This window comes from Candidatus Infernicultor aquiphilus (assembly GCF_002784285.1).
GTDB lineage: Bacteria > Atribacterota > Phoenicimicrobiia > Phoenicimicrobiales > Phoenicimicrobiaceae > Infernicultor > Infernicultor aquiphilus.
Genome location: NZ_PFKO01000109.1, coordinates 1 through 5,347 on the forward strand (window position 1 = coordinate 1; position 5,347 = coordinate 5,347).

General features: G+C 32.9%; 5 protein-coding genes and 1 pseudogene. All 6 read left to right on the plus strand.

Annotated features, from left to right (window positions below; translation table 11 throughout):
• Positions 1 to 623: 623 nt before the first annotated feature.
• A complete protein-coding gene (locus tag COZ07_RS03030) occupies positions 624 to 1,934 on the plus strand; it encodes a helix-turn-helix domain-containing protein (protein WP_406607115.1) in 1,311 nt (436 codons plus the stop codon).
• Positions 1,931 to 2,074: a hypothetical protein gene (locus tag COZ07_RS03035; RefSeq protein WP_406607116.1), complete on the plus strand. Its 144-nt coding sequence runs from the start codon at positions 1,931 to 1,933 to the stop codon at positions 2,072 to 2,074. Before COZ07_RS03030 ends, COZ07_RS03035 begins: the two co-directional genes overlap by 4 nt.
• 317 nt (positions 2,075 to 2,391) lie before the next feature.
• Positions 2,392 to 3,312 carry a helix-turn-helix domain-containing protein gene (locus COZ07_RS03040; RefSeq protein ID WP_406607117.1) on the plus strand — a complete coding sequence of 307 codons (921 nt, stop codon included), beginning with the start codon at positions 2,392 to 2,394 and terminating at the stop codon, positions 3,310 to 3,312.
• Positions 3,248 to 3,463 (plus strand): winged helix-turn-helix domain-containing protein, encoded by a 216-nt coding sequence (locus COZ07_RS03045; RefSeq protein ID WP_406607118.1) that lies wholly within the window; start codon positions 3,248 to 3,250, stop codon positions 3,461 to 3,463. Before COZ07_RS03040 ends, COZ07_RS03045 begins: the two co-directional genes overlap by 65 nt.
• 484 nt (positions 3,464 to 3,947) lie before the next feature.
• On the plus strand, positions 3,948 to 4,667 hold the full coding sequence (locus COZ07_RS03050; protein WP_406607119.1) for a DUF6577 family protein: 720 nt from the start codon (positions 3,948 to 3,950) through the stop codon (positions 4,665 to 4,667).
• Positions 4,668 to 5,129: 462 nt separating this feature from the next.
• Positions 5,130 to 5,347: pseudogene (locus COZ07_RS03055) on the plus strand (DDE transposase); the annotation flags it as partial.

Sequence of the window (5,347 nt, forward strand, 5' to 3'; positions counted from 1 at the left end):
TTGGGAGAAAAGTTGGGAGAAAACGAAATAAAAATTATAGAATTAATGAAAGATAATAAATATATCACCGCGAAAGAATTTTCTGAACATATTAAAATAAGTACTACCCTCGCATTTCCTTCTCCTTAAGACTCCTTAAGATGAGATTCTTCCGATACTCCTTCCTCCTTCAAGAGGATATTTTTCTTATATTCCCTCGCGCTTGAGGGGAGATTCTTCCAATATTTCCTCCCTTTTGAGGAGATATTTTTTCTATATTCCTCGCCCTTGAGGGGAGAGGGTAGGGTGAGGGTGAAACATTTTCCGTTATTGCGAACCCTGATTTATCAAGGGTATGGCAATCTCAACTGGTCAACTGGCAAACCGGTTAGCTGGCTAACTAAATTAATTGGCTGATCGGAAGATTGGTAGATTATTTTAATTGGCAGATTGTTTCTAAATTGGTGAATGGGTTAATTAATTTATTGGTGAATTGGCACATTGGTGAATTGGTGAATTACTCAATCGGTGAATTGCGAACCCTGGTATTTTATAATTTAATTCACAAAAAAGAAGGACTTTCCTGACTCTTCGTCGAACTTACATTAAGTTATAGAAAAATATAAAAGATGGTGATCATAAATATGAACAAAGATGAACTACAGCTAATACTTGAAGAAGGTGAAGGTTACAGAATTGAATTTAAAGAATCTATGACCAGTATAGATAAAGAACTGGTGGCCTTTGCTAATTCATCAGGTGGCAGGATATTTCTTGGAATAACTGATGACATGGAAATAAAAGGCATAAATCTAACCAATAAATTTAAATCTCAAATCCAGGATATCGCCCACAATTGCCAGCCTCCCGTTAAAATTATATTAGAAGAATTTGAAAATATTCTTATTATAAATGTAAGAGAAGGTGAAGACAAACCTTATAAATGTTCTTCCGGTTTTTATATTAGAGTAGGTCCAAATTCCCAAAAGCTTAGCCGAGATGAAATCATTGAATTCTGTAGAACAGAAGGCAAAATCCGCTTTGATGAGCTTATCAATTTAAAGTTTGATTATCATACCCACTTCGACCCCCAAAAACTTGAATACTTCTTAAAACTTGCCGGTATCTCAAAAGTCCTGGATGCCCCTACGGTGTTAACTAACTTAGGAGTAGCTGAAAGACAGGAAGGAAAAGTTATCTTTAATAACACTGGCATTCTCTTCTTTTCCAAAAACCTACAGGATATCTATTTTCATACCGCTATAACCTGTGCCCTCTATAAAGGAACAGAAAAAGTAGAGGTGTTAGACCGACGTGATTTTAACGAAGATTTAATCTCCAGCATAGATAGAGCCCTGAATTTTCTAAAACAATATATCCCCTTAAGATATGAAATGACTGGTGAACCAAGAAGGAAAGAAATTCCTGAGATCCCTTATGAGGCCCTGCGAGAGGCAATTATAAATGCAGTTGCTCATCGGGATTATTTTGAAAAAGGCACTAATATCATGGTAGAGATGTTTGATGACCGGATTGAAATAACCAATTTCGGTGGACTGGCCAAAGGATTAAAGCCGGAAGACTTTGGTAAAAAGAGTGTCTTAAGAAATCCTAATATCGCCAACCTATTACATCGAGCCGGATATATCGAAAAGATGGGAACTGGTATCAATAAGATAAAGAAGCTCATCTCTAAAGCCGGATTGCCGCCGATTAAATTTGAATTTGATACCTTCTTTACTGCTACTTTCCAAAGGCCAAAAATTAGGGAGAAAACTAGGGAGAAAATTTTATCTGTTTTAAAAGCAACACCATATATAACGATAAATGAACTGGCGGAAATGTTAGGAATTTCACAAAAAGGAGTAGAATGGCAAATAGCAAAACTCAAAAAAGAAGGTAGGATCAAGCGCATCGGCTCAGACAAAGGTGGTTCTTGGGAGATTTTGAAATGAGCAAACAAATAATCCCTTCTCCTTCAAAGGAATATTTTTCCTATATTCCTCGCCCTTTGAGGGGAGAGGGTAGGGTGAGGGTGAAACATTCTCCGTTATCGCCAGTGACCGAAGGGAATGAGGCAATCTCAACTGGCTAACTGGCAAACCGGATAACCGGTTAACTAAATTGATTGATTTATCGGAAGATTGTAGATTATTTTAATTGGCAGATTGTTTCTAAATTGGTGAATGGGTTAATTAATTTATTGGTGAATTGGCAAATTGGTCAATAGGTGAATTAATTTATTGGTGAATTACGAACCCTGGCATTTTATAATTTAATTCACAAAAAAGAAGGACTTTTCCAAACCTTTGTCGAATTAACATTAAGTTATAGAAAAATAGAAAAGATTACAACGACATTAGAAGAAGAGATTAAAAAGAATCTGGAAGGAATCGGGTTTAAAATTTAGATATGAACAAAAAGGAATTTGAGTTTCTATTAAAACAAGGTGAAGGTTTAAAAATAGAATTTAAAGAAAATTATAGTTCTAAAGATATAGCAAAAGAGTTTGTTGCATTTGCGAATACTGAAGGGGGAAGAATATTCATTGGAATTGATAATAGGGGTGTAGTTAAAGGAATTAAAATAACCAACGATCTAAAATCTGAAATCCAAAATACCGCAAGAAATTGTGACCCATCAATAGCTATTGAACTTGAAATAATTAATAGTGTCCTTATTGTAAATGTTGATGAAGGAATCAATAAACCGTATAGATGTTCATCTGGATTCTTTTTAAGACAGGGAAGTAATTCTCAAAAATTATCCACAGATGAAATAAGAGATTTCTTTAACCAAGAAGGAAAGATATTATTTGATGAAGCTATAAATAAAGAATTCAGCTTTAAAAATGGTTTTGATCAAATGAAGTTTGATACTTTTTTACAAAAAGCCAAGATAAGCAGAGTTATTCCAGATAAGAATATATTAATCAATCTAGGAGTTTTAACCGAAACTGAGAAATTCAAGAATGCGGGTGTTTTATTTTTCTGCAATAATGTTGAGAAATTTTTCAAACAGGCGATAATTACTTGTGTTTTGTATAAAGGAAGTGATAAATACAAAATAATAGATAGAAAAGATTTTACAGAAGATTCTCTCTCGAATTACCATAATGTAATGTCGTTTTTATTAAGAAACCTAAGATTGGAATATAAGATTGAAACGGCAGGTCCTAGAGAAGAGATTTTAGAAATTCCTGAAGATGCTTTAAGAGAAGCAGTAGTAAACTCAATGGCTCATCGGGATTATAATGAAAGAGGAGCTAATGTTCAAATTGACTACCCAGAAAACTACCCAGAAAACTACCCAGAAAATATTGGAGCTAATTAAAGAGAAACCAAGAATAACTAGAAAAGAGCTTGCAGAAAAGATAGGAATAAGTGAAAGTGGAATTAAATTCAATTTAAACCAACTAAAGAAAAAAAATAAAATAAAAAGGGTTGGTCCAGACAGAGGGGGTTCTTGGGAGATTTTGAAATGAGCAAACAAATATTCCCTACTCCTTCGAGGGGATATTTTTCCTATATTCCTCTCCCTTGAAGGGAGAGGGTAGGGTGAGGGTGAAACATTTTCTGTTATTGCAAATCCTGATTTATTAGATTTCTTAGCCTTAACAGGCAAACTGGTTAACCGGATAACTGGTCAACAAAAATACTGGTTAACTGGCAAACCGGACAACTGGCTAACTAAATTAATTGATTGATCGGAAGATTGTAGATTATTTTAATTGGCAGATTGTTTTTAAATTAGTAAATGGTTTAATTAATTAATTGGTGAATTGGTGAATTGGTCAATAGGTGAATTAGTTAATCGGTGAATTGAAAACCCTTGTATTTTATAATTTAATTCACAAAAAAAAGGACTTTCCCAACCTTTTGTCGTATTAATAATAAGTTATAGAAAATTAAAAAAGATTATTTTTTTTAACTGTCTGACGACACAGATAAAACGAGAAAGGAGGAACGATGGCGAACATAACTATTAAAGAACATATTATTGATTACGCAAGAGATAGATATTATTTTCATATTAACGATTTAAAAAGATATTTTACTGAAAAGGGAATTAAATTTGAAGAAGATACTTTAAAAAAATATCTTTACCTTCTTAAAAAAAATAAAGTTATATATCCCGCAGGCAGAGGATGGTATTCTAATATTCAAAAAGAATTTGAGCTGAATATAGAATCTACTGAAAAAATTATAAAATTATTAATAGAAAAATTTCCACTTCTTGAATTTTCTTGCTGGAGCACTGAACAATTAAAAGGTTTTTTCCATCACTTACCCACTCAATTTGTAATTTTTATTTATACCGATAAAGATTTCCTGCCATCCGTAAAAGATTTTTTAATAGAAAATGATTATAATGTTTATCTTAATCCCCATAAAATTGAAGTAGAAAAATTTGTAGAATTAAAACCTCAAACTATTATACTAAGACCCTCTGTTTCTTCTCGTGTTTCTAAAGAAAAAAATCTAACAAAGATAGAAAAAATACTTGTTGATTTATTTATGGAAATGAAAAAAATTAACCTTATAGACCAAGAAGAATATATAAAGATTATTTCTAACATAGTTCTTAATTACCGGATTAATATGGCAGAAATGCTCGACTATGCCCACAATAGAAAAATAAAGGACGAAATAAAAAACTTATTTATAGAAATTAATAAAATCCACTAATGCGCCATTTTAAAAAATGTCGCATTAGTGGATTTACGGGTAACAAATGATAAAAAAGAAATGTTTTAAAAACAACTGGATAACCAATAAATACCAAGAGATGGACATAGATCCGATATGATAAAATAAATAGGGACACGGTAGGTCCCATTTTCTAATTTCTGTCCTTGCGAGCTTTCGAAGAAAGCGCGGCAATCTCTTTCCTAAAAACCGAAAACTGAAAAGTTTTCTTCCCAAAAAGCAGGATTTACCCAACCCTTTGTCGAATATATAAAAGAGTATTAAATAAGAAATTCACACCCGATTATTTTTCTATTTTTATATATGAGTCCACTCTAAAAAGTCAATTATAGGCTGAATTATTTTTAGTTTTAAGACGGAGAAGTTGTATAATAAAGGAAGTCGATACACCTGTCTGCATGCGTACAGTACACGCACAGGCAGAGAGGAGGAAGAAAAAAAATGTTTCGCGAAAATACCACTCATCTACAGACATCTTTTTTCGATATAGAGAGACAGCTGTCGGAATCAAAGAGAAAAAAGATAAGGGAATCGGAGGAATACAATTTTTATCAGCTAATTTTCAAGAAGATAAAAGAGGAAGACTTCGCCGTATTGTATTCCGAAAACGGAAGCCGGCCAAACTCAGCGGTGAACATAATGGTATCAGCCATAATCCT